19 protein-coding genes are annotated in these 24,219 nt (G+C 58.5%); 8 read left to right on the forward strand and 11 right to left on the reverse strand.

Annotated elements, in window-relative coordinates:
* Positions 1–61 precede the first annotated feature (61 nt).
* Positions 62–1,198, forward strand: a complete 1,137-nt coding sequence (gene obgE / locus ACNA0I_RS03130; RefSeq protein WP_415804588.1) for a GTPase ObgE — start codon at positions 62–64, stop codon at positions 1,196–1,198.
* Positions 1,199–1,288: 90 nt separating this feature from the next.
* Complete coding sequence (gene proB / locus ACNA0I_RS03135; RefSeq protein ID WP_415804589.1) at positions 1,289–2,425, forward strand: glutamate 5-kinase; 1,137 nt, start codon at positions 1,289–1,291, stop codon at positions 2,423–2,425.
* On the opposite strand, the gene ACNA0I_RS03140 is transcribed toward proB, so the two are convergent.
* The 7 genes from ACNA0I_RS03140 to urtA form a co-directional block, all read right to left on the reverse strand.
* Positions 2,422–3,177: a response regulator transcription factor gene (locus ACNA0I_RS03140; protein WP_415804590.1), complete on the reverse strand. Its 756-nt coding sequence runs from the start codon at positions 3,175–3,177 to the stop codon at positions 2,422–2,424. The two genes, proB and ACNA0I_RS03140, sit on opposite strands and share 4 nt — an antisense overlap.
* A gap of 214 nt (positions 3,178–3,391) precedes the next feature.
* Positions 3,392–4,102 (reverse strand): peptidoglycan DD-metalloendopeptidase family protein, encoded by a 711-nt coding sequence (locus tag ACNA0I_RS03145; protein WP_415804591.1) that lies wholly within the window; start codon positions 4,100–4,102, stop codon positions 3,392–3,394.
* Between the two features lie 176 nt (positions 4,103–4,278).
* On the reverse strand, positions 4,279–4,977 hold the full coding sequence (urtE, locus tag ACNA0I_RS03150; RefSeq protein ID WP_415804592.1) for an urea ABC transporter ATP-binding subunit UrtE: 699 nt from the start codon (positions 4,975–4,977) through the stop codon (positions 4,279–4,281).
* A 97-nt stretch (positions 4,978–5,074) separates the two neighbouring features.
* On the reverse strand, positions 5,075–5,935 hold the full coding sequence (urtD, locus tag ACNA0I_RS03155; protein ID WP_415804593.1) for an urea ABC transporter ATP-binding protein UrtD: 861 nt from the start codon (positions 5,933–5,935) through the stop codon (positions 5,075–5,077).
* Positions 5,932–7,068 carry an urea ABC transporter permease subunit UrtC gene (urtC, locus tag ACNA0I_RS03160; protein ID WP_415804594.1) on the reverse strand — a complete coding sequence of 379 codons (1,137 nt, stop codon included), beginning with the start codon at positions 7,066–7,068 and terminating at the stop codon, positions 5,932–5,934. Before urtC ends, urtD begins: the two co-directional genes overlap by 4 nt.
* A gap of 58 nt (positions 7,069–7,126) precedes the next feature.
* On the reverse strand, positions 7,127–8,758 hold the full coding sequence (gene urtB / locus ACNA0I_RS03165) for an urea ABC transporter permease subunit UrtB (protein ID WP_415804595.1): 1,632 nt from the start codon (positions 8,756–8,758) through the stop codon (positions 7,127–7,129).
* Between the two features lie 17 nt (positions 8,759–8,775).
* Positions 8,776–10,026, reverse strand: coding sequence for an urea ABC transporter substrate-binding protein (gene urtA / locus ACNA0I_RS03170; protein WP_415804596.1), 1,251 nt, complete (start codon positions 10,024–10,026; stop codon positions 8,776–8,778).
* Positions 10,027–10,527: 501 nt separating this feature from the next.
* Here urtA and atzF point away from each other — a divergent pair.
* The 4 genes from atzF (at position 10,528) to ACNA0I_RS03190 (ending at position 18,012) form a co-directional block, all read left to right on the forward strand.
* Positions 10,528–12,372 (forward strand): allophanate hydrolase, encoded by a 1,845-nt coding sequence (gene atzF, locus ACNA0I_RS03175; RefSeq protein ID WP_415804597.1) that lies wholly within the window; start codon positions 10,528–10,530, stop codon positions 12,370–12,372.
* Between the two features lie 69 nt (positions 12,373–12,441).
* Complete coding sequence (gene uca, locus ACNA0I_RS03180; RefSeq protein ID WP_415804598.1) at positions 12,442–16,194, forward strand: urea carboxylase; 3,753 nt, start codon at positions 12,442–12,444, stop codon at positions 16,192–16,194.
* 1 nt (position 16,195) lies between these two features.
* The gene (locus ACNA0I_RS03185; RefSeq protein ID WP_415804833.1) at positions 16,196–16,918 is read left to right on the forward strand and encodes a GntR family transcriptional regulator; all 723 of its coding nucleotides are present in this window, start codon (positions 16,196–16,198) and stop codon (positions 16,916–16,918) included.
* 143 nt (positions 16,919–17,061) lie between these two features.
* Complete coding sequence (locus ACNA0I_RS03190) at positions 17,062–18,012, forward strand: phosphoribosyltransferase (RefSeq protein ID WP_415804599.1); 951 nt, start codon at positions 17,062–17,064, stop codon at positions 18,010–18,012.
* 56 nt (positions 18,013–18,068) lie between these two features.
* Here ACNA0I_RS03190 and ACNA0I_RS03195 read toward each other — a convergent pair whose 3' ends face one another.
* The 4 genes from ACNA0I_RS03195 to ACNA0I_RS03210 all read right to left on the reverse strand — a co-directional run bounded on the left by ACNA0I_RS03195 (position 18,069) and on the right by ACNA0I_RS03210 (position 21,197).
* A complete protein-coding gene (locus ACNA0I_RS03195) occupies positions 18,069–19,202 on the reverse strand; it encodes a DUF1615 domain-containing protein (protein ID WP_415804600.1) in 1,134 nt (377 codons plus the stop codon).
* Positions 19,203–19,345: 143 nt separating this feature from the next.
* Positions 19,346–19,999, reverse strand: coding sequence for a DUF799 domain-containing protein (locus tag ACNA0I_RS03200; protein WP_415804601.1), 654 nt, complete (start codon positions 19,997–19,999; stop codon positions 19,346–19,348).
* Between the two features lie 2 nt (positions 20,000–20,001).
* On the reverse strand, positions 20,002–20,391 hold the full coding sequence (locus tag ACNA0I_RS03205; protein ID WP_415804602.1) for a DUF4810 domain-containing protein: 390 nt from the start codon (positions 20,389–20,391) through the stop codon (positions 20,002–20,004).
* Between the two features lie 128 nt (positions 20,392–20,519).
* Positions 20,520–21,197 carry a CsgG/HfaB family protein gene (locus tag ACNA0I_RS03210; RefSeq protein WP_415804603.1) on the reverse strand — a complete coding sequence of 226 codons (678 nt, stop codon included), beginning with the start codon at positions 21,195–21,197 and terminating at the stop codon, positions 20,520–20,522.
* Between the two features lie 509 nt (positions 21,198–21,706).
* Between ACNA0I_RS03210 and ACNA0I_RS03215 the strand changes: the two genes are divergently transcribed.
* Both ACNA0I_RS03215 and ACNA0I_RS03220 read left to right on the forward strand, forming a co-directional pair.
* On the forward strand, positions 21,707–22,423 hold the full coding sequence (locus ACNA0I_RS03215; protein ID WP_415804604.1) for a gluconate 2-dehydrogenase subunit 3 family protein: 717 nt from the start codon (positions 21,707–21,709) through the stop codon (positions 22,421–22,423).
* 5 nt (positions 22,424–22,428) lie between these two features.
* On the forward strand, positions 22,429–24,210 hold the full coding sequence (locus tag ACNA0I_RS03220; protein WP_415804605.1) for a GMC family oxidoreductase: 1,782 nt from the start codon (positions 22,429–22,431) through the stop codon (positions 24,208–24,210).
* Positions 24,211–24,219 lie beyond the last annotated feature (9 nt).

The raw sequence follows: 24,219 nt of genomic DNA on the forward strand, positions 1-24,219 counted from the left end.
ATAAACGGCAAAAGCCCTGTCGCACGCGGCAGGGCTTTTTTGCTTCAGGCAGAAATTACTTATGAAATTCGTAGACGAAGCCACCATCGAAGTCATCGCCGGCAAAGGCGGGAATGGCGTGGCGAGCTTTCGCCGCGAAAAATTTATCCCCAAGGGCGGTCCCGACGGCGGCGATGGCGGACGTGGCGGCAGCATTTTTGCCGTAGCGGATCGCAACATCAACACGCTGATCGATTTCCGCTACGCCCGCTTGCATCGTGGCAAAAACGGTGAAAACGGCCGCGGCTCGGATCAATACGGCGCCGCCGCTCCCGATATCACGCTACGCGTGCCCGTGGGCACTGTCATCCATGACGCCGATACCGGCGAGCTCTTGTTCGACCTCAGCCGTCATGACCAAAAGGTCACGCTGGCTGCGGGTGGCCAAGGCGGCATGGGTAATATCCATTTCAAATCCAGTGTCAACCGCGCACCACGCCAATGGACGCCCGGCAAAGAAGGCGAGCAACGCCGCCTGCGCCTGGAACTGAAAGTCCTGGCCGACGTAGGCCTGCTCGGGCTGCCCAATGCCGGCAAATCGACGCTGATCAGCCGCATCTCCAATGCGCGCCCCAAAGTCGCCGACTATCCGTTCACGACGCTGCACCCCAATCTGGGCGTAGTGCGCACCTCGCCGTCGCGCAGTTTTGTCGTGGCAGACATTCCTGGCTTGATCGAGGGTGCCTCCGAGGGTGCAGGCCTGGGACATTTGTTCCTGCGCCACCTGGCTCGCACGCGAGTACTGCTGCATCTGGTCGACATTTCCCCTGTCGATCCCGACGTGGATCCTATCGACCAGGCCGTGACCGACGCTCGCGCCATTGTCGAGGAATTGCGCCGTTACGACCCGGAATTGGCCAACAAACCGCGCTGGCTGGTGCTGAACAAGCTGGACGTTGTCACCGACCCCGAGTCCGCACGCGAACGCTTTATCGAGAAGTTCGGCTGGCAAGGTCCGGTTTACGCCATTTCGGGCCTCAGCGGCGATGGCACCCAGGATTTGATCTGGGCGCTCCAGGACTACCTGGATGCCGAACAGCGCAAAGATCATATCGCCCAGGATCAGGCGGACGGCACCTACGTCGCCGAAGACCCTCGTTTTGATGCCACACGCAGTGACGCGTCTATCACTCAGACGCCGCGTAGCGGTGACGAATAAGCCATAATCGCATTTTCGTTTTCCGCCGGCCGCCGCACATGACCTATGTGCGGCCACCACTCTCATCATCGCGACACTTCGGTCATTGCCATGACTGCTGATCACACTGCTGTTTCTGTTGTTGCTTCGGCCACCCGTTTGGTCGCCAAAGTCGGATCCTCTCTGGTCACCAACGAGGGCCGAGGGCTGGACCGCATCGCCGTCGCGCACTGGGCGGCTCAAATTGCCACGCTGCGCCAGCAAGGCAAGCAAGTCATTCTGGTATCGAGCGGCGCCATTGCCGAAGGCATGGCCCGGCTGGGCTGGCGCAAGCGCCCCTCCGTCATGCATGAACTCCAGGCGGCAGCAGCCGTGGGCCAGATGGGGCTGTGTCAGGCGTACGAGGCAGCATTCGCAGAGCATGGCCTTCGTACCGCGCAGATTCTGCTCACCCACGAGGATCTGGCCGATCGCCGCCGCTATTTGAATGCACGCAGCACGCTATTTTCCCTGTTGCGCATGGGCGTGGTGCCAATCGTCAATGAAAATGACACGGTCGTCACCGATGAAATCCGCTTGGGCGACAACGATACCCTGGGGGCGTTGGTCACCAACTTGATCGAAGCGGACACGCTGGTCATCCTGACTGATCAGCGCGGTCTTTATGATTCTGATCCGCGCAAGAATCCCAATGCGGTCTTTATCTCACATGCACAGGCCGGCGATCTTGCGTTAGAAGCCATGGCCGGGGGCGCCGGTTCGGGTATCGGTACGGGCGGCATGCTCACCAAGATCCTGGCCGCCAAACGGGCGGCCCACAGTGGGGCACACACAGTCATCGCCTCTGGCCGAGAACGCGACGTACTGACGCGCCTGGCACAAGGCGAGTGTATCGGCACCGAACTACGCGCCGTATTGCCCGTCTGGTCGGCCCGCAAACAATGGCTGGCAGACCACCTGCGCTTGCGCGGACAGGTCATTCTGGACGAGGGAGCAGTCAGAGCACTGCTCCACGACGGCAAGAGCCTGCTTTCGATCGGGGTCGTTGACGTACAAGGCGAATTCGAACGGGGCGACGTGGTGGCGTGCCTGGACGCGCAAGGCACCGAGTGCGCGCGCGGCTTGATCAATTACTCGTCGACTGACACCCGCCGCATCTTGCGTCAGCCGTCATCTCGGATTGCATCAATTCTGGGCAGCATGAGCGACCCAGAATTAATGCATCGCGATAATCTGGTCATTACTTAGTTGACATAGCTAGCCGGTGATGCCTTTGGCGTTTCTTCAAAGGCACCTCCGTCGGGCACCGCATCAGCCAGGAAAATGTAGCCCCACTGCCGTACGGCCAGTAGCGGCAGCCCGACGCCCAGCCGTTCCGCTTTGGCTCGTAGACGCGACACCATGACGTCTACACTGCGCGCCGAGTGACGGCTGCGTGGCCCTGCAGCTACCGACGTGGCGACCAGACGCTCGCGCGGCAACCGATGCCCTGGCGAGGACAGCAGGCGCAGGAAAAACGCGCTTTCGGTGAATGTCAACGGCAGGTGCTGACCACGCGGCCCCGCCAGTACGCGTCCGGAATGCGTCAACCGCCATAACGGCATCTCTCGGGCAGAACGATCGGGCGAAAGCGTACGCAACCGGCTTAAGGAGCGCCCCAGGGCGCAGAGTTCGCGCACGTCGGTCGACATCAGCAGGCAGCAAGCATCGGCGCCCGCGTCCAAAGCAACAATGCGTGCGTCCACGTCGGCATCATCGACCAACACGATCAGTGCCGCATTGGGAGCGGCATAACGCGCAATACCTACAGCGGTACGCAAGTCACTTTCCCCGTTTTCGAGAATCAACACCTGGGGCACGCGAACGTCGACCAGATCTGCCAAAGCATTCGTCGTCTGGCAGGCGCGGACCGCCCAACCCTGGGCAGCCAAACCCTCCAACAGTTGCGGCCAACGAGGCTGACGGTCTTGAATGACGATAGATTCAACTGCGGTGTGCATGAGATCTCCTTGGCAAAAAGCACATAAGTGAAAAGCACATGGTGATAATCATGATCTCCACGTAATCTAAACGCACGGCTTAATCCAGGAGTGCAGACTTTTTCAGACCGTTTGAAGCCTGTTAACTGCCACGAAACCGCACACGGTTTCGCCTGCTCATGCTTGAGCTATTGTGGAACGCTATACAGCAGGAAAAACCGTCACCGGCAGATGATCACCGCTGCGGCAATGCGGCCGACGGATCAACCGGCTGGCCCCGATGCCGCAGCTCAAAATAAAGGCCAGGCCCTTTACGGTCCGTACTACCCATCTCGGCGATCTGTTGTCCCTGGGAAACCTTTTGTCCCTCTTTGACCAGCAGCTTGCCGTTGTGGGCATAAATACTCAAGAAATCACCCGAGTGCTGCACGATCACGAGATTGCCATAACCGCGCAAGCGGTTACCTGCGTAGACCACGCTTCCGGCCGTCGCGGCCTTGACCGGCGTACCGGCCTTGTTGACGATCGTCAGCCCCTTGGACGAGCTGCCGTTATACCGTTGCGTCAGCGTTCCCTCGGCGGGCCATACCAGTTTCAATCCCCGCACCACCGCCGCAGACGACGACGATGAAGCCGCCGGGGCACGGGTGCCACTGGTGCGGCTACCGGTCGACTCACTCGCGCTGCCCGTCGCAGTACTGCTGCCAGCGCCATCCACACGCAACAACTGACCCTTGCTGATGCGATCGGGGTTGGACAGATTATTCAGCCGCATCAACGCCGATACACTGGTATTGTGCTGGCGAGCGATCTTATTCAGCGTGTCGCCGGCCTGTACGCGGTAATACCCAGGTTCGACCTTGCCGGAACCCGTACTGCTACACCCCGCCAACACCATGACCAAACAAAGACACAGCACCAGACAAACACGGTGCCAGGCGGGCATTGCCCAATCACGGTTGGAGACCGTGTACGAGACGGAAGAAGTGAAAGTGGCAAACACTGACAAAGTATCGGAATAAGTGGCTAAAAAAAATCCCCGCCCTGAAGGGTACCAAGAAACGATGTAACAGGCTTATGCATTTGAATCTGAGCCTGCTCGCCTCTCGGCACTCAGCCCCGTTATACCGACAAATGCCGCCGTACGTCTTCGCTATCCATCTCGCTGCGCGGCCCGTGCGCGACGACCTCGCCGCGGGATAACACGACGAAATGGTCGGACAATTCGCGCGCGAAATCGAAATATTGCTCGCACAGCAAGATACCGATATTGCCGCGCTCGCGCAGTAACCGGATCACTCGGCCGATGTCTTTGATAATGGACGGCTGAATTCCCTCGGTAGGCTCGTCCAGAATAATCAACCGGGGTTCGGCCACCAGGGCACGGGCGATGGCCAATTGCTGCTGTTGTCCTCCGGACAGATCTCCACCCCGGCGGCCCAGCATGGACTTCAGCACGGGAAAGAGTTCGAATACCTCTTCTTTGACACGGCGCGCCCGGGCTCCCGGAAAGCGAGCCATCCCCATGATGATGTTTTCCTCGACCGTCAACCGTGCAAACACATCGCGGCCCTGCGGCACATACGCGATTCCCAGCGCCGCCCGTTTGTGCGGAGATAAACGGGAAATATCCTGCCCGTCGAACATGACTTTGCCTCCAGCGATGGGCAACACCCCCATGAGGCATTTGAGCAAGGTCGTCTTGCCTACACCGTTGCGTCCCAAGAGGCCCAGACATTCGCCCTGTTGTAAGGACAGTGACACCTGGCGCAGCGTATGGCTGCCACCATAGTATTGATCAACGGCTTGAACTTCCAACATTTGGCTTCCTTTCGGGGATTCCTGTGGTTAACCACGGCGCATTCGGCGATGGCAATAGGACTGGTGATGGCAATAGCGGCGTAAGGCCCGCAGGAAATCAGCGCCCTAGATACACCTCAATAACCCGCGCATCCGCTTGCACCTGCGCCATCGTTCCTTCGGCCAGCACTGCCCCCTCATGCAGCACGGTCACCTTGCCCCCATCGGCGATTCTCGAAACGAAATCCATATCGTGCTCGACGACCATCAAAGAATGATGGCCGCGCAATTCGTGCAGCAACTCCGCTGTACGTTCAGTTTCCGCGTCGGTCATGCCGGCGACCGGTTCATCCAGAAGCAACAACTGCGGCTCTTGCATCAATAACATGCCGATTTCCAGCCACTGCTTTTGTCCATGCGACAACAGGCCTGCCACGCGATACGCCTCATCCGTCAACCGAATCAGCGCCAAGGTCTGCGCGATACGGTCGACTTGTTCCGACGTCAACCGGGAAAATAATGTCGGACGTACTCGCTTATCCGTTTTCATCGCCAGCTCGAGGTTCTCGAGCACCGTGTGTTGCTCGAAAACCGTAGGCCGCTGAAACTTGCGGCCGATCCCTGCATGGGCAATCTGTGCTTCGTTCAGCGTCGTCAGATCGATGTTCTGGCCGAAGAATGCAGATCCGGCGGTGGGACGCGTCTTGCCCGTGATGACGTCCATCATGGTGGTTTTGCCGGCCCCGTTAGGACCGATGATGCAACGCAACTCTCCCACGCCGATATCCAACGTCAGGTCATTCAATGCCTTGAACCCATCAAAGCTGACCGTGATGCCATCCAGATACAAGATCGCACCGTGCGTAGTATCGACCCCCCTGGGATTGACTCGCCCATACGATGCCTGCCCGCTGGGGCCTCCGTCATCGTTCAGCCCCTCTGCATCGACTTGATGCAATGCCCGCCACTCAGCACTCATATCGCACGCTCCTGACGGCGTGTCATCCAGCGACGCGCCAACCCTACGATCCCGTGCGGCAAAAACAGTGTCACCAACACAAAGATCAATCCCAAGGCGTACAACCAGAACTCCGGAAACACGCTGGTAAACCAGGTCTTCAAACCATTGACCGTGCCGGCCCCGATGATCGGGCCAATCAGCGTGCCGCGTCCTCCCGTTGCCACCCAGATCACCATCTCGATCGAGTTCTCGGTCGACATCTCACCGGGGTTGATGATGCCCACCTGCGGCACATACAACGCACCGGCGATCCCGCACATCACCGCCGACAAAGTCCAGACAAACAGCTTGAACCCCAACGGCTCGTAACCAATGAACCGCACACGGCTTTCCGCATCGCGCACCGCTGTCAGTACCCGGCCCAATTTGGATTGGGTCACGGCGCGCGCCAATACCAACGCTCCCAGCAGCACAGCCAACGTCACCCAATACAAGGTGGCCCTCGTACCCGGCGCTGTGATATCGAAACCGAGGATCCGTTTGAAATCGGTAAAACCGTTATTCCCGCCAAACCCCGTATCGTTGCGAAAGAACAGCAACATGGCAGCAAAAGTCAGCGCCTGGGTGATGATGGAAAAGTAAACGCCCTTGATGCGCGACCGAAACGCGAAATAGCCGAACAAAAATGCGAGCCCGCCCGGCACCAGCACCACCAGCAACATGGCATACCAGAAATGCTCGGTAAACGCCCAGTACCAGGGATAGTCCTTCCAGTTCAGGAACACCATGAAGTCAGGCACGTTGCTCTGATAGACCCCATCCTGACCTATGGCGCGCATCAAATACATGCCATGCGCATAACCGCCTAGCGCAAAAAACAATCCATGCCCTAATGACAGAATTCCGGCATAGCCCCACACCAGATCCAATGCCAACGCCGCCAAGGCATAGCACATGAACTTTCCCAGCAACGCCACGGCGTATGCCGAAACATGCAGCGCATGTCCCGCCGGAAACATCAGGTTCAGTAACGGCAATAGCGCCAGCACCATGGTGACCACCGCCAACGCGATCCACGCCTTGGGACTGAACAGCGGTCGGCGCAACGCGGCCGTGTATAACTCGCCGGCTCTCGAACTTGCAGAATTCATCCTTTGCTCCGATGCGTGAGTCATGGTGCGCCTCTGCCTGGCTCAGTAAAGTCAATAGTCAATCTGCGCTCCTGCCTCGCGGTGCAAACAAACCTTGCGGACGTTTCTGCACGAACAGCACAATCAGTACCAGAATCACAATCTTGGCCATGACCGCACCGGAATAAGGCTCGAGGAATTTCGTGACGGCTCCCAGTCCCAAGGCGGCCACCACTGTGCCGGCCAATTGACCCACGCCGCCCAACACCACCACCATGAAGGAATCGACGATATAGCCACGTCCCAGATCCGGTCCCACGTTACCCAGTTGAGACAAGGCAACACCGGCCAGCCCCGCGATTCCTGCCCCCAGGCCAAACGCCAACATATCCACGCGCCCTGTAGGCACGCCGACACAATCCGCCATGCGGCGATTCTGGGTGATGGCTCGCACAAACAAGCCCAGTCGCGTGTGATTCAACAAGGCCCAGACAAACGCCACGACCAGAATCGCAAAAACGATGATGGCGATACGGTTATAGGACAACACCAGACCGCCCAGCACTGTCACGCCGCCGCTCATCCATGACGGATTGCTGACCTCGACATTCTGCGCACCAAACAGCGTACGAACTGCCTGCATCAACATCAAGCTGATGCCCCACGTCGCCAACAAGGTCTCCAACGGCCGGCCATACAACCACCGTATCACTGTGCGTTCCAGCGCCATCCCCACTAACGCGGTCACCACAAAGGCCACAGGCATCGCCGCAATCACATAGGCGTCGAGCCATTGTGGAAACCAGGAACGAAACAATGCCTGCACGGCATACGTGACGTATGCACCTATCATCAACAGTTCGCCATGGGCCATATTGATGACGCCCATCAGGCCGAACGTAATGGCCAATCCCAACGCAGCGAGCAACAACACACTGCCCAAGCTCACGCCATAGAACAGATTCCCGATCCACTCCAGCATCGAGAGATGGCGTTCGATACGATGCAAAGCCGTTGTCGCAGCCGCTCGTACCTCAGTATCGGGCTCGGCATACACGCCCTGCGCATCCCGTTGCAACACGGCCTGCAGTGCTGGTCGGAATGCTGCATTACCGGTATTACCCAATGTCTCGGCCGCCTGAATGCGCAGCGCTGCGGTATCGCTCTTCAAATGCAGTGCGGCTACCGCAATCGCCAAGGCCTCTTTCACCTCTGCGTTTTGCTCATCGGCCAGCGCTTTTTCCAACGTGGGCAGGACTGCCACATCCGCGCCACGTTGCAGACCCCGAGCCGCGGCCAACCGCTGCGCAGGATCCGGTGCATGCAAGCGCGCCGCTGACAAAGCCGCTGCAATCGCACGACGCAGGCGATTATTCACGGACACCGTCTCGGCCTGCGCCGGCATGACGGAAACCGACGCCCCCGTTGCCGCGTCAACGGCCCCCGAAGAGGTTTCGACCAGAAACTGCGCCTCGGGGGTGACATACAAGCGATCATTCGCCAACGCATCGAGCACCACAGCGGCCTGGGGCGATGGCTCAGTCCCGAGACGTGCGATAGCCTCCAGCTTGGCATCGGTTTCATCGCCGGCCAAGGGCGCAAGCAGCGCCGGGCCCAGCCCAGTTGCACCGGCAGCCGGAATCCACGAGCCCGACATCCAGACCAGAACCAGACTGAGCAGGAACCGTATAAAAAGCGCGCTGCATCTCATCGTTTATCCCCGTCGGCTCACAGATTCTGCTTGCCTTCGTTGCCGGGGATGTAGGGGCTCCACGGTTGTGCGCGGATGGGGCCTTTACTCTTCCAGACGATGTTGAACTGACCATCAGCCTTGATCTCGCCGATATAAACCGGTTTGTGCAGATGATGATTGGTCTTGTCCATTTCAATCTTGAAGCCGTCCGGCGCATCAAAGGTCTGACCCGCCATGGCGTTGATCACAGGATCCACATCGATTGTTCCTGCCTTCTCCACCGCCTGTTTCCACATATGGATGCCGATATACGTGGCCTCCATCGGATCATTGGTCACGACGGTATTGGCATTGGGCAGATTCTTCGCTTTGGCGTAGGCCTTCCATTTTTCGATGAAACTGGCATTGACCGGATTCTTGATGGACTCGAAATAATTCCACGCGGCCAAGTGCCCGACCAACGGTTTGGTATCGACACCACGCAGCTCCTCTTCGCCTACCGAGAACGCGACGACAGGCACATCAGTCGCCTTCAGGCCGGCATTACCCAATTCTTTATAGAACGGGACATTGGAGTCTCCGTTAATGGTCGACACCACTGCAGTGCGCCCCCCTGTCGAGAAACGCTTGATGTCCGCCACAATGGTTTGATAATCGGAATGCCCAAATGGCGTGTAGACCTCTTGGATATCTTCATCCTTCACACCTTTGGAATGCAGAAACGCGCGCAGGATTTTGTTGGTCGTGCGCGGATAGACATAATCCGTGCCCAGCAGCACAAAGCGCTTGGCGCCGCCGCCGTCTTCGCTCATCAGATATTCCACGGCAGGAATGGCTTGCTGGTTGGGCGCGGCACCGGTATAGAACACGTTCTTTTCCAGTTCCTCGCCTTCGTATTGCACGGGGTAGAACAGCAAGCCATTCAGCTCCTTGAACACCGGCAATACGGATTTGCGCGACACCGATGTCCAGCATCCGAACACCGCAGCGACCTTGTCTTGCGTGAGCAACTGACGCGCCTTTTCAGCAAACAGCGGCCAGTTCGAAGCAGGGTCCACCACCACGGGCTCCAGCTTTTTACCCAATACACCGCCCTGCGCATTGATTTCTTCAATAGCCATCAAGGCGACGTCTTTCAACGACGTCTCGGAAATCGCCATGGTGCCGGACAGGGAATGCAAGATGCCTACTTTTATCGTGTCCGCGGCCCACACCGAGGGCATCCAGCCAGTCATGGCCAACACGCTGGCAGCGGTCAATTGCTTCAGTACAAGTCTGCGTTTCATCGTTCGGATCCTTTTCTTTAAACCGGACTAGCCGGCGTAATCTGCCTGTGCAACGAACAAAACCCTCACACCTCGCCCTCGGCTTGCAGTCAGCTTCGCGGCGAATTCTCGAAAGAACGTTCGCCTTGGCAATAAGCGCATCGTGACTCAAGCAATTCCTATGCCAATTCAAATGAGGGGGTGTACTGCGGAGGCAGCCCAACGATGCAGCCATCAGGCCGTCGAGCCATATGACCTGTAGATCAACGTAGTCACCGCGATCTGGCAGTGCCCATTCCGAAATGCACGAACACATAAAAATGCGCAACAACGGTGCATCGATGCGCGATAAGAGTGCGTTCGCACCGATGTCATGCACCAGGCAATTCTTGTTGCCCCAATCCCCTCGCACCAGCTCAATCGACCAGAACCCGCGCCACTATTGGCTCTACAACCGATTCTCGATAACTGGCACGTTGATTGCTTGATGTGAAGTACTTGTATACCCACGAGGATTCCGGGATGGACCCCAACGCTGTCATCGATCAACCTAAAGGCTGGACACTGGCCGAATGGCAAGCCGCCTATCGCATACATGGCGCTCGACCCGCTGAACTGCTGGACAAACTCATCGCGGATCTTGATCCAGCCGACCCTGCCTGGATTTGCTGCGCCGACAGCGTTCGACTGAATACCCAGCTGGATGCGCTCGCCCAGCGACTGGCGGCAGTCAACGGAGATCTGACTCGCCTGCCGCTCTATGGTGTGCCGTTTGCCATCAAAGACAATATCGATGCCGCGGGTTGGCCCACCACTGCCGCCTGCCCCGCCTATGCCTACACTGCCTCGGAAGACGCCGAGATCGTGCGGCGCTTACGCGCCGCCGGCGCTATTCTGATCGGCAAAACAAACCTCGATCAATTCGCGACAGGACTGGTCGGCACACGCTCACCACATGGCGCTGTGCCAAACACGTTTGATGCGGCCTATGTCAGCGGCGGTTCCAGTTCAGGCTCGGCCAGTGTCGTCGCGCGCGGTCTGGCGGTTTTCTCGCTCGGCACTGACACAGCAGGGTCCGGCCGCGTTCCGGCGGGCTTTAACAACATCGTCGGCCTCAAGCCCACAAAAGGCTGGTTCAGCACACGCGGCGTCGTACCGGCTTGCCGCACGCTGGACTGCGTGTCGATCTTCGCTCTGACCGTGGACGACGCGGACAGCATCGCGACCATCGCCGGTGGCTACGATACGCAGGATCCGTACTCGCGCCCTGCGCCGGCCATGCCAGCCCATCTGGCACGCCAACCACGGCTCGCCATACCCGCCCAGCTCGAGTTCTATGGTGATGCTCACGCGCAGACCGCTTATGAAGAGGCGTTGCAGGCGCTGCGCGACATGGGCGCCACACTGGAACCTATCGACTATTCCGCCTTTCGGGAACTGGCCGAACTGCTATACCAAGGTCCTTGGGTCGCCGAGCGCTACGCCGCCATACGCGAACTATACGAACGCGCGCCCGACGAGATCGACCCCGTTGTACGCAGCATTATCGGACAAGCCGCCCGTTACAGCGCAGTCGACACGTTCGAAGCCGAATACCGCCGCGCGGCGTTGACACGCGTGATTCAGCAAGCTTTGTCCGGCTTCGACGCGTTGGTCGTGCCTACGGCTCCTTCCATCTATACCATCGCACAACTGCGCGAGGACCCGATTGCGTTGAACACCCGGCTGGGGACTTATACCAATTTCACCAATCTGGCAGATCTGTCCGCGCTGGCAGTGCCCGCAGGGTTGCGCGCAGACGGTTTGCCATGCGGCATCACATTGATCGGACTGGCTTGGCAGGATCGCATCCTCGCCGAGCTGGGCCGTCGCTGGGAATACAGGCAGTCTGGCACCCTGGGCGCGACCGGACGGTTCAAATCGAAAGACGCGCCGGCCGCGGCCAGCGCCCCTACCGGCGCGCCTCAGACAGTAACGGTGGCTGTCGTCGGCGCGCATCTACGTGGCATGCCGCTGAATCATCAACTGACCTCACGTCACGCACGATTTGTCGAGGCCACACACAGCGCCCCCACATACCGCCTCTATGCCCTGGCCAACAGCACGCCAGCCAAGCCCGGCATGGCGCGCGTCAGCGACGGCGCCGCTATTGCTCTGGAAATCTGGGAACTATCACACACGGCATTTGGTGAGTTCGTGGCGGAAATCCCGGCACCGCTAGGCATAGGCACGCTCGAGCTCGCAGACGGACGTCTCGTCAAAGGGTTCATCTGCGAGCCATGCGGCATCGCCGGCGCGCGCGATATCACCGAGTTCGGAGGTTGGCGCGCCTATCTGGATCATCTGAAAAACACCGCCACGCAGTAAAACGCGCATCGCGGCGTCGACGGGTGCGAAGGCCCATCGCTCAGCAGTACTCCAAGGGGAAAAACCAATATGTTCCATACTGTACTCATTGCTAACCGCGGCGAGATCGCCGTACGGGCCATCCGCACACTGAAGCGTTTGGGCATCAAAAGCGTTGCCGTTTACTCTGACGCGGATCGCAATGCTGCCCATGTCCGCGATGCCGATGTCGCCATCGCACTAGGCGGGGATAAGGCCTCCGATAGTTATCTGCGTATCGACCGTATTCTGGAGGCAGCGCAAACCACCGGTGCACAAGCCATCTTTCCGGGCTATGGGTTCCTTTCCGAGAGCGCAGAGTTCGCTGAGGCGTGCGACACCGCCGGCATCGCATTCATCGGCCCGACGGCAACACAATTGCGCGAGTTCGGATTGAAACACCGCGCGCGCGAACTCGCCGCGGCCGCCCGCGTCCCCATGACACCAGGCACGGGGCTGCTGAGTGATGTCACCGAAGCCTTGGCCAAAGCAGAGGATATCGGTTATCCCGTCATGCTGAAGAGCACCGCCGGCGGTGGCGGCATCGGCCTGTCACGTTGCGCCAACGCCGACGAATTGGCCACCGCCTATAGCGCGGTACAGCATCAGGGGCAGACTTTTTTTCGCGATAGCGGCGCCTTTCTGGAACGCTATGTCGACCAGGCACGCCACATCGAAGTCCAGATCTTCGGGGATGGTCTTGGCAGGGTCGTAGCCCTCGGCGAGCGTGATTGCTCCATCCAACGCCGCAACCAAAAGGTCATCGAAGAAACACCTGCGCCAGGTCTGCCCTCGGCCACGCGAGAGGCCTTGTTGCGTGCAGCCGTCATGCTGGGCGAATCAGTGTCCTATCGTTCCGCCGGTACGGTCGAATTCATTTACGACAGTGCCCGTGATGCGTTCTACTTTCTGGAGGTCAACACTCGCCTGCAGGTCGAACATCCGGTCACCGAGGCCGTCACGGGCCTGGACCTGATCGAATGCATGCTGCGCGTCGCGGCAGGAGATACGTTGGATTGGGTGGCCTTGCAACGCCCGCCCTCAGGCGCCGCGATCGAGGTCCGCCTCTACGCCGAGGATCCCGTTCGTGATTTCCAACCGTCGCCGGGAGTACTGACGCATGTCTCATTTCCGGATGGGGCGCGCGTGGATGGCTGGGTGGAAACGGGTACAGAGGTCGCGTCTTTCTATGATCCCATGCTGGCCAAGCTGATCGTGCATGGCGCCAATCGCATCGAGGCACTCGGAAAACTGCGCGATGCGCTTGCGAATACGCAATTGCATGGCATCGCCACGAACCTGGAGTTTCTGCGTCAAATCGCGGCAGACCCCCGTTTTGAAACGGGTGCGCTCTCCACGCGATTCTTAGATAACTTTGATTTTCAACCCGCCGCCATCGAGATCCTGGAAGCCGGCACCTATACCAGCGTCCAGGACTATCCTGGACGGATGGGTTACTGGAATATAGGTGTACCCCCCTCCGGCCCGATGGACGACTACGCATTCCAGTTGGCCAACCGCATCGTCGGTAACGCTCCCGAGGCGGCGGGCCTGGAATGCACGCTGATCGGCCCCAGTCTGAAATTTCACACCGATGCGGTCATCGCGCTGACCGGCGCAAAGATGGATGCATGGCTGGATGATCAGCCTGCCGCCATGTGGCAACCGCTGCATGTACGCGCGGGCCAGGTCCTCGTCACGGGCCGCGCGCTTTCTGGTTGCCGCAGCTATCTGGCCGTCCGCAATGGTTTGGACGTGCCTTCCTATCTGGGCAGCCGCTCCACCTTTGCGCTAGGCCAGTTTGGCGGTCACGCGGGCCGTTGCCTGCGCGTGGGAGACATGTTGCCCATAGCCCAGCCGGAACTGCCTGCCAGCCTGACGCCAGCGCCCAACGCAACGCCGTCTGCGCTTGATCCGGCGCTGATCCCTGACTATCCCTCGCAATGGCAAATCGGTGTACTGCTCGGACCACATGGCGCCCCGGATTTCTTTACCCCAGAATCCATAACGGAACTCTTTGCCGCCGATTGGGAGGTGCACTACAACTCCAATCGACTCGGCGTACGCCTGCTCGGCCCAAAGCCCGCTTGGACCCGGCAAGACGGGGGCGAAGCCGGCCTGCACCCCTCCAACATTCACGATTGTGAATACGCGATTGGCAGCGTCAACTTCACCGGAGACAGTCCTGTCATTCTGACCCGCGATGGCCCCAGCCTCGGAGGATTCGTGTGTCCTGTCACCATTGCCAAAGCCGAGCTATGGAAGGTCGGTCAAGTCCGCCCGGGTGATCGCATTCGCTTCACCCCATTGACGATCGAGGATGCTCTGGCGTTACAGGCGCAGCAAGAGACTGCGATCGCAACGTTGGCAGCCAGCACACCCGCCGCCCCACTCATTAGCGAGAGCCGTCAATCGGCATCGCCATCGGCAGCGCACCCAATGACGACGGCTTTGACATCCTCGTCATCACCAGATTTGCCAGGCGATTCGTCGCCCATTCTGGTTCGGTTGCCCGCCAACGACTCCCGGCCGCTCATCACTTATCGGCAAGCCGGCGACAGCTATCTGTTGCTGGAATACGGCGACAACATTCTGGATCTGGCGCTGCGCATGCGCGTGCACCTGTTGATGCAGGCTCTCACCGAAACCCCCGTTACAGGGATCCTGGAGTTTTCGCCCGGCGTGCGCTCGCTGCAAATCCGGTACGACAGCCACCTGATCAGCCAACAGGCATTGATCGAGCGGCTGCTGCGGATCGAAGACACGCTGCCCGATGTCTCTACCCTGAAGATCCCGACACGTGTGGTCTATCTGCCGATGGCCTTCGAGGACAGCGCCACCTTGGGCGCCGTGCAGCGCTATCAAGAAACGGTACGCGCCAATGCACCGTGGCTGCCAAACAATGTGGACTTCATTCAACGTATCAACGGGCTGGACTCACGCGAGGACGTACGCCGTATAGTCTTCGACGCCAGCTACCTCATCCTGGGCTTGGGCGATGTCTACTTGGGCGCCCCCTGCGCAGTGCCCATCGATCCGCGGCACCGTCTATTGACTTCGAAATACAACCCGGCCCGCACCTTTACCGCCGAAGGCACCGTAGGCATCGGTGGCGTGTACATGTGCATCTACGGCATGGATTCCCCCGGTGGTTATCAACTCGTCGGTCGCACACTACCTATCTGGAACAAATTCCTGAAAAACCCCGTATTCCAGAATGGTGAGCCGTGGTTGTTGCGATTCTTCGATCAAGTGCGCTTTTATCCGGTTTCCGAGGACGAGCTAACCGTGCTACGCGAGGACTTCCGCGAGGGCCGCGCCACACTGCGCATCGAGGAAGAGGATTTCGATTTCGCCGCACATCAGCGCTTTCTGGCTGAACATGCGGCCGACATCAAGGCCTTTAAAGCGACACAGCAGGCAGCATTTGAATCTGAAGTCGCACTCTGGCAAGCAGAAGAGTCCATCACCGTCGAACACGAGGTCACGGACGACGCCGCTCTGGCGCTGTCTGATACCGAACGCGCCGTCTCGGCCGATCTGTGCGGCAACGTGTGGAAAATCCCCGTCAGTGTGGGTCAATACGTAGAGGCCGGTGACACACTCGTCATCGTCGAGGCCATGAAAATGGAGCTATCGATCAAGGCGGCGTTCAACGGCACGGTCACCGCCATACGTTGCACACAAGGCAAGCCCGTCAATAGCGGCGATATGCTGCTGGTCATTGATACCGAAGCCGTCCCAGCCATCGCGGCAGAAGACGGCAATACCGTCGACGGCGAAATCCAGTATGTGGCCCCCTGATATGCGACTGAGCCTGACCACGCTTTCCCATGCCGCTGCTGGCAACCCTTCCGGCATCACACTCGCCGGGCAAGCCTACGAACTCATCAAGCGCGATATCTTCGAGTTCCGTCTTTTGCCCGGGGATGAATTCACGGAAAGTGATCTGGTTGCACGTCTCGGCGTCAGCCGGACCCCCGTGCGGCAAGCGCTTTATCGGCTCGAACGCGAAGGCTTCGTCCTGCTGCGCCAACGCAGCGGCTGGCGCGTACATCCGTTTGATTTCGAGCGCTTCGAAGCGCTGTACGATGTGCGCATCGTGCTTGAGCAAGCCGCTGTCACGCGTCTGTGCGGTCTGCAGGACATGGGCAGCAACGGCGAACTCTCCGCGCTCAAGCAATTCTGGCTGGTGCCGCCCGATGAGCGCTTGCGTAACGGCAAGCAGGTCGCCGAACGGGACGAAGCCTTTCATTGTTCTTTGGTTGCCGCGGCCGGCAATCCGGAGATGGCCAATATCCACCGCGACGTCACCGAAAAAATCCGCATCATTCGCCAACTGGATTTCACCAAGGACTATCGCGTCGACGCGACTTATCAGGAACACGGCGCCATTCTTCGCGCCATCCTCGCGCGCAGAACCGACGAAGCCATACGCATGCTGAAATCCCATATCGAGATCAGCAAAGCCGAGGTTCGGAAAATCACGCTGCACCGCCTCCAGGCAGCTCGCCAAGCGTTGATTTGAGGTGGCAGGATACCGGTTGCATGGTATCCCTGCGCGGCATGTGTAACCACACACCTCGCCGGTATGGCGCAGCGGCGCAGCATACCCTCCCCATTCAGGTTTGTGGCAAAATTTCCAAGCGCTCCTTTGTCACCTGATCTGCCATGTCTACTTCCCCCGCCGTGTTCCCCTACGACTATGCCCGTGTCGAACAGGCTGTCGCTGCGTATATCCCGCAATGGCGCAACATGGCCTTCGACGCGATCGTGGCGATCGCACGAGGTGGCTTGGCGCCCGCACTCGTGGCCAGCACCGCATTGGATCTGCCCATGTACGCGCTCTCATACGATCGCCGAACGCGCGACGTTTCCTGGTTCACGTCGCAGACTCCACCCGCCGGCGCTCATGTGCTGCTGATCGAAGACATCGCCGGACGTGGCACCACACTGTCGGACAGTATCGATTTTCTGTCGAGCGCCGGATACCAATTGCATGTCTTCACGCTCGCTCACGACGAGCAATCGCGGATACGGCCCGATTTCGGTTTCAAGATCCCCGACGGTTTTCGCGCGTGGTTTCCCTGGGAACGCGAATCCATCACGCCCGCGTATGGCGCCACTGGAAACCTGCCTGATCGGGCCGCCGATGCTTATGCGTCCTGGGCTATCGATCTCGATGGCATCCTGTTGCCAGACGTTCCCGCTCATGTATACGAATCCGATCTCGCAGGCGCACTATCGCAGCGCGACGCACTCGCGCCCAGCGCGATCCTGCCGGGGCGGGATTTACGCCACCTCCCGATCATCACGGGGCGCCCCGAAAAAGACCGCGCACGTACCCAAGGATGGCTGGATCGCCATGGTTTTCATGGCCCGCTCGCCATGCGTGACGAGACCCGATATCGCCCCGAACAGACCGCACAGCACAAGGCCCAGGCGCTCATGGCGGGCTATCACACACACTACATCGAAAGCGAGCTTGCCCAGGCTGTAGAGATCGCGCGCCTCGTTCCCGTAGCGCGCGTATATTGGTGGAACGGCCAGACCGCGCTATCCATTTATGCCAGCCAGGCCGATGAACTGAGCCCGCTCGCGATTGCGCCTGCGGCCGCATGATGGCCAACTGCCGCCGGGGCAAACGATGGTCGCAGCGCGATAGCTGAACGCTTCTGCTATGAACGCCCGGCGCGGGACATGCATTGCTTCCAACGGTCGTAAACACGATTGGCGAACCAGGCGGTGGTCAAGTTTCGAGTGATCTTGGGGCTTTCCAATTTGATGCCGGGCAACACCGCGCGTGGCAACGGTTTCCCAGCATCCCGGTCCGCCAACTCGAATACCCGTTCGTAGAGATCGGTTTCCTCGAACTCGAGGGTGTCTCCCTTTTCGAGTTCAGGGCGAATCCGAGTTTCGTTAATATCCAATTGGCGTCTGATCGCGCGTACCGCGCGCTCGGTTTGACCAGGATCGATCGCGCCGTGTATCAACAGATCGCCATCCAACGCCAGGTCGATACCTGACAAGCGGCCCACCGCTGCCTGAAAAGCCGCGTTTCGACTGGCATACCAGCCCGCATTGAAATCGGCAAAGCGATACAGCACCGAGTCGTAATGCGCGGGATATCCTAACAAATGCGCAATCCCGAAGTACATTCCGCCCCGCCGAGTAAATACCTCGTTTCGAATTGAGTGCTCAACGGTGTAGGGGTAGTCCTGCGCGTGCGTCTGTGCAAATTCGATACTCACCTGCATGGGCCCGCCCGTGTGTACAGGATTCAGGCCGCCAAACAATTGGCGCCCCATCGGAACCATGCCTATGAAATCATCAAAGATTTCGCTCAGTTGTTTTTCAGTGCGTACCGTATCGAGGCGCTGTTTGTACGTTTTTCCTGTTGGGGATTTCAGCCCTAATGCCGCGTTGACCAGAAAATCGGGCAGATGCATGGCTTGGGTGCGGCGCTCGATTTCCCGCTTGGCGATATTAGGCAGGTCTGGCACCGCGGGATCAGCCTGAAATGTCGATTCCTGCGCCGTCACTGCCACAACGGCGCACAGATTCTCCGGGCTCGAATCCAGCCCTTGCGCAGTAAAGGAAACGGCGATATCCCGCGCCCAACCTGCGCGGTCAGATAGTTGAGTCGGCAGCATCCGCAGAAGATCAGCATTTACGTCACTGGTACTGCGCGGAGTGGATTTAAAGCCTTGAGTGGCGCATCCTGCCGCAGAGATCAGCAGGGCGGCTCCAAAAAAAACACGCATCAGGCCACGCCAGCGCCTGGCTTCGAGCACGAACGAAAAACGGTGCATATCAGTAGCAATCCATCCGAAAGGGACTGGGTAGATGTATCCAATCGGAATATTACGCTGACATCGCTCCTATTCAGCAGAACGGCTGGAAATCAGTCCGAGCCCCCCGGCACTGTACTCATCGCCGTTCGATGACATTGCTTTTATTGCATCTCATAATGTGGCGATCGGGGACCATACAGCATGCCACCGGGTTGGCCTGCACTAAGCAGTTGATTGTCTGCCATCCCGGCAACGTCATAGCTGCGATCGGATAGTGTGTTGACGACCTGATCGACGACGGCCTGTACCAACATGCCGATTATTCCGCCACCGCTATTGTTATTGCTGTGCACGAGCGTCCTGGACCCCTGCCACAATTTTGTCCCGCTACGCAAATCAATCAACGTTGCGTCCAATTCGACAGTGGTCGTGCTGGCCAACACCTGGTAGCTGGATCCATATTGCTTGACTGTCATATACAACGCGGCGTCGGCGCCGAATATATCCCTGAGCTTGTCCGCCGGTAACCCGTGTATATCGTCGGCAGTAGCCACGCCATTCTGTCTGAACGTTTCCTCCATCACGGCGACGGGCACCACGTAATAACCAGACTCTGCCAGTGGAAACGTCGCCTGTGCCAACACGGCAGCAGATGCGGCAGGTTCGACTGACATATTCAGCACGGGCAAAACCAGGATCGACGCTGGCTTGCTTTCGCGAAATGCCGCGTAGTCCACATTGCTCTGTGGCGCGGCACAAGCCGAAAGCATCAAAGCCATCCCGCAGGCAAGCCCGCGCAATAGACCTGTCATCATCGTCAGGCTCCTTCTTTTTTGAGGTTTTTCAGTTCTGACGTTCCGCCGTTCGGGTCTGTGTCGTTTGACCCGGACTCATCCGTCTGTGGCACTGCCGAGGCCGGTGACAGGTTCTTCATCAGAAAATCCATAAACGAGGTCGACTCAGGAAACGCAAGTTTTTCTCCTTGGAGCTGTTCCACCGCCTTGCTGTCCTCACCGAGTTTTAGATACAGCAAGCCCAGGTGAGCACGGAAGCCCGGAGGCAACGCCGTATTCGATGAGCGAGCCGTCTCGACGTTCAGCTCCATATCTTGGGCCTGGGCAGCGTAGTCCACGCCGTCATCATTCAGATAGGCGTACACGGCGGGCTGATAGCTTTTCCAGTTGTACATGTGCTTGGGAGCTTGCACACATGCCGCCAACACCCCAGCCGCTACACAGGCAGCCGAGAGGCGAACGCTTATCTGCAATAGACGTACCGATCCCGGGGCGTGACACCAAACCCTGCTCAATTGATTCAGCATGATTGCCTCGACGATCAGTGTTTAGAGGGCTGCCACGCCCCTTGCTCAATGCCGGACACGAGTTTGTTGACGGCCTCTCGTATGGCCAGATCGAGGACTTTTCCGTTGAGGGTGGAGTCGTAGCCGGCGGTGCCGCCAAAGCCGATGATTTCGCGATTCGACAAGCGATACTCGCCTGCGCCGGCGGCGGAATAGACGACCTCCGATGTCGTGACATCCACCACATTGAGATCGACTTTGGCATAGGCCACCTGCTCTTTACCACGCCCGAGGATGCCAAAGAACTGATGATCGCCGATCACCTTCCGGCCAAATGCAGTCACATCGCCAGTGACCACATAACGCGCACCCTTGATACGGTTCGCTTGCTTGTTGAACGCGGCCTCTTGTGTGATTTCGCTGAGATTTTCGCGATCCATCACCTGGAACCGTCCCGTCTGCTGCAAATGACTGATCAAAATCGTCTTGGCCTGACCGCCGAGACGATCCACGCCATCCGAAAACACACCACGCAAATAATCGCTGCGATTATCGAATTTGCCGACCGAGATCGGATTGCGCACGCCCTGATATGGGGTTCCGGCAGAAGTGACCGTTGGGACGACGACAGCTTGTGAACGCTCAGTCGCACAACCGGCGGCCAAGACGGAAGCGAACGCAGCAATGCTGATGAATCTGATCTTACGGAACATTTTTTTCCTTGTGATGCCCGAGCACGCATGCGACCCGATGCATTGCACATTCCGATAGCACACCATCATGCATTGACGCGTATCGCCTCAATGCACGTGTCTATCGAAAATGTGGCCGTTGTGATTAATGTCCGTATAGGTGACGAAGCGCCGACTATAGTTCCACGTCATTCGTTATTGAATTTCGAGCCACGTGTGTGGCCATATATATAGAAGTGGAAACGCTCACCGCGCAGAAGAATCGCGGTTAAAAAAACGCCAAACAATATCGGGTTTCTCTGAATTTACAGAGATAACTTTACGAAGTCCTGAAATCCGAGTTATCGACTCAGGATTGCAATTTAAAGTTGCACTGAGGGCGCATAATGCAAAGATCAGTGTCCTCTACTACCAAACAGAGGAATGGTCATCTGCCATCGCTGATGCTGTCTCAAGCTCGTAGCCGTGTTTTCAAGAATGCATGTTCTCCGCCTGATCGAGACAGCAGATGTAAACCTCGGAGAGTCCCAATGACAGAAGAAATCCGGCCTCGCAGACGTTTCCTGCAGCAGGCTATCGCGCTTGTTCCCGCATCCACCTTGGCCACCACTGTCGCCGTCACGCAAACGGCGCAGGCCAGCGAAGCCGAAAGCGGCTCGGCGAAAAAAGCATACAGCCCTACCTATTTCACTCAAGACGAGTGGGCATTCATCAACGCCGCAGTCGATCACCTGATCCCGGCAGATGATCTCGGTCCCGGCGCTATTGCTGCGGGAGTCCCCGAATTCATCGACCGACAGATGGAAACTCCCTTCGGTCACGGCAAACTCTGGTACATGCAAGGTCCGTTTCATCCCGATGTGGACCCCACTTACGGCTACCAGCTGAATGTGCCGCCGCGCGACATGTACCGCCACGGCATCGCATCCTGTAATGAGTATTGCCAAAAACAATTCGGCAAAGCCTACGCCGGCCTGGACAAGAGCACACAGGAACAAGTCCTCAAGGACCTGGAAACCGGCAAGATCAAGTTTGAAAAAGTCCCGGCCAAGACGTTCTTCAGCTTCTTGTGGGCCAACACCAAAGAAGGCTTTTTCGCCGATCCGCAATATGGCGGCAACAAGGGCATGGTGGGCTGGAAGATGATCGGTTTCCCCGGTGCACGCGGTGAATTCATGGACTGGCCTGCCCAGGGCAATGTGAAGTATCCGTACGGCCCTGTTTCTATCTCTGGCGAAAAGGCTTGAGCACCATGGCATCAATCAAGAAAGAAAAAGTAGACGTGGTGTTGGTCGGTTTCGGCTGGACAGGCGCCATCATGGGCCAAGAGCTCACTAATGACGGTTTGAAAGTGCTGGCGTTGGAACGCGGCCCCATGCAGGACACGCCCAACGACGCAGAGTATCCAAAAGTCCTGGACGAACTGGCGTATTCAGTACGCGGCAAGCTATTCCAGGATCTGTCCAAGGAGACTGTGACGGTCCGCCACAGTCTGGGCGAAACCGCAGTGCCCTATCGTCAACACGGCTCGTTCCTGTTGGGCAATGGCGTGGGCGGCGCAGGTTTCCACTGGAACGGTATGCACTACCGCAACCTGCCGGAAGAGCTCGTTCTGCGCACGCGCACCGAAGAACGCTACGGTAAAGACTTCATCCCGAAAGACATGACGCTGCAAGACCACGGCGTCACGTACGACGACCTGGAGCCACACTACGACTTCTTCGAAAAGGTCTGCGGCACCTCGGGCAAGGCCGGCAACATCAACGGCAAAATTCAGGAGAGCGGCAATCCGCTGGAAGGCCCGCGCACGGATGAATTCCCGCTGCCGCCGCTGCAGCAGACCTACGCGCAATCGCTTTTTGAAAAAGCCGCACGCGACGTCGGTTACCATCCCTTTGCTGCCCCTGCCTCCAACGCGTCCGGTCCCTATACCAACCCGTACGGCGTGCGCCTGGGGCCTTGTAATTTCTGCGGTTTCTGCGAAAACTACGGCTGCTTCATGTACTCGAAGGCATCGCCCCAGACGACGATCCTGCCGGTACTGCTGAAAAAATCCAACTTTGAATTGCGCACGAATGCGTATGTGACCAAGGTCAACGTAGACAAATCCGGCAAGATGGCTACCGGCGTCACCTATGTGGATGCACAAGGCCGCGAAGTCGAACAGCCCGCCGATCTGGTCATTCTGTGCGCGTTCCAGACGCACAACACGCGATTGATGCTGCTATCGGGTATCGGTACCCCTTACGACCCTGCAACGGGCGAAGGCGTCGTAGGCAAGAACCTCGCCTATCAAATGAACGGCGGCGTTCGCATCATCATGCCCAAAGGGAATTACTTCAACCCATTCGAAGGCGCAGGCGCCAGCGCATGGGCCTTTGATGATCTGAATGCCGATCAATTCGATCACGCACCGCTGGGTTTTATCGGCGGCGCGGTTGTCCGCCAAGCCACCACCGGCGGACGCCCCATCAAACAAGCATCGCCCCTGCCGGGCTCGCCCACGTGGGGTTCGGGCTGGAAAGCAGGCATGGCAGATGCCTATCAGCGTTCCTTCAACATCGGCATGTCCGGTTCGGTGATGCCTTACCGCGACGCCTATATGTCGTTGGACCCGACCTACAAAGATTCGCATGGCCTGCCGCTGCTGCGCATGACCTTCGATTGGCACGACAACGAGTACAAGATGCTCGACTATGTCGGCAGCCAGGTCGAAAAGGTCGCCAAGGCCATGAATCCGGAGAAGTACGTGGTCAACGTGCGCAAACCCGGTTCGCACTGGGATACGCGCGTGTATCAAAGTACTCACTTGACCGGTGGCACCATCATGGGCACCAGCCCGCAGGACAGCGTGCTCAACCGCTATCTGCAAAGCTGGGATGTGCCCAACCTGTTCGTCATGGGCGCAAGCACCTTTCCCTACAACATGGGCTACAACCCCACCGGCCTGGTCGGCGCACTGGCCTACTGGTCCCTCAAGGCCATCCGCGAACAGTACATGAAGAACCAGGGCCGCCCCTTGGTGCAGGCATAAGAGGACGGT

This window comes from Bordetella muralis, from assembly GCF_965139205.1.
Taxonomy (GTDB): Bacteria; Pseudomonadota; Gammaproteobacteria; order Burkholderiales; family Burkholderiaceae_B; genus Bordetella_A; species Bordetella_A muralis.

Coding starts and splice junctions, on each gene's coding strand:
- ACNA0I_RS03200 (WP_415804601.1), bottom strand. CDS start 19,999: ATGATGACAGGTCTATTGCGCGGGCTTGCCTGCGGGATGGCTTTGATG.
- ACNA0I_RS03195 (WP_415804600.1), bottom strand. CDS start 19,202: ATGCACCGTTTTTCGTTCGTGCTCGAAGCCAGGCGCTGGCGTGGCCTG.
- atzF (WP_415804597.1), top strand. CDS start 10,528: ATGGACCCCAACGCTGTCATCGATCAACCTAAAGGCTGGACACTGGCC.
- ACNA0I_RS03185 (WP_415804833.1), top strand. CDS start 16,196: ATGCGACTGAGCCTGACCACGCTTTCCCATGCCGCTGCTGGCAACCCT.
- uca (WP_415804598.1), top strand. CDS start 12,442: ATGTTCCATACTGTACTCATTGCTAACCGCGGCGAGATCGCCGTACGG.
- ACNA0I_RS03215 (WP_415804604.1), top strand. CDS start 21,707: ATGACAGAAGAAATCCGGCCTCGCAGACGTTTCCTGCAGCAGGCTATC.
- ACNA0I_RS03145 (WP_415804591.1), bottom strand. CDS start 4,102: ATGCCCGCCTGGCACCGTGTTTGTCTGGTGCTGTGTCTTTGTTTGGTC.
- ACNA0I_RS03190 (WP_415804599.1), top strand. CDS start 17,062: ATGTCTACTTCCCCCGCCGTGTTCCCCTACGACTATGCCCGTGTCGAA.
- proB (WP_415804589.1), top strand. CDS start 1,289: ATGACTGCTGATCACACTGCTGTTTCTGTTGTTGCTTCGGCCACCCGT.
- obgE (WP_415804588.1), top strand. CDS start 62: ATGAAATTCGTAGACGAAGCCACCATCGAAGTCATCGCCGGCAAAGGC.
- urtC (WP_415804594.1), bottom strand. CDS start 7,068: ATGAATTCTGCAAGTTCGAGAGCCGGCGAGTTATACACGGCCGCGTTG.
- ACNA0I_RS03140 (WP_415804590.1), bottom strand. CDS start 3,177: ATGCACACCGCAGTTGAATCTATCGTCATTCAAGACCGTCAGCCTCGT.
- urtD (WP_415804593.1), bottom strand. CDS start 5,935: ATGAGTGCTGAGTGGCGGGCATTGCATCAAGTCGATGCAGAGGGGCTG.
- urtA (WP_415804596.1), bottom strand. CDS start 10,026: ATGAAACGCAGACTTGTACTGAAGCAATTGACCGCTGCCAGCGTGTTG.
- urtE (WP_415804592.1), bottom strand. CDS start 4,977: ATGTTGGAAGTTCAAGCCGTTGATCAATACTATGGTGGCAGCCATACG.
- ACNA0I_RS03220 (WP_415804605.1), top strand. CDS start 22,429: ATGGCATCAATCAAGAAAGAAAAAGTAGACGTGGTGTTGGTCGGTTTC.
- ACNA0I_RS03210 (WP_415804603.1), bottom strand. CDS start 21,197: ATGTTCCGTAAGATCAGATTCATCAGCATTGCTGCGTTCGCTTCCGTC.
- urtB (WP_415804595.1), bottom strand. CDS start 8,758: ATGAGATGCAGCGCGCTTTTTATACGGTTCCTGCTCAGTCTGGTTCTG.